The sequence below is a fragment of the Pantoea sp. Ft-CA_14 genome (assembly GCF_024520875.1).
Classification (GTDB): Bacteria; Pseudomonadota; Gammaproteobacteria; order Enterobacterales; family Enterobacteriaceae; genus Pantoea; species Pantoea agglomerans.
The window spans coordinates 1-253 of sequence record NZ_JALNPM010000048.1 but is presented as its reverse complement, the minus strand read 5'-3'; the positions used below and the strand labels follow the sequence as shown (position 1 = coordinate 253).

The 253-nt window shown below is 58.5% G+C and carries 1 pseudogene; it reads left to right on the top strand.

The features are described 5' to 3' along the window. Nucleotides 1-128: 128 nt before the first annotated feature. A pseudogene (locus tag NR195_RS23005) lies at nt 129-253 on the top strand (response regulator); the annotation flags it as partial.

Sequence of the window (253 nt, the reverse complement as noted above, 5' to 3'; positions counted from 1 at the left end):
ATTCAAAGCCGTGGTGAAAGTTCCGGGGCCATGGAACTTTTGTCCGGATGGAGCGTAAACATGCGCATCGGGGGCCGGGGCTTAGATTCCGCCGCCTGGTGCTTTGACTCAGACAGGATGGAGTGGGGATGTCCCGATCACAGCTCGTAGCTGAACATTTACCGTTGTTGCGTCGGTATGCCCGTGCCTTGACCGGCAATCAGGCCTCCGGAGACGCTTATGTCGGCGCCATGCTGGAAGCCCTGTTGCAGGA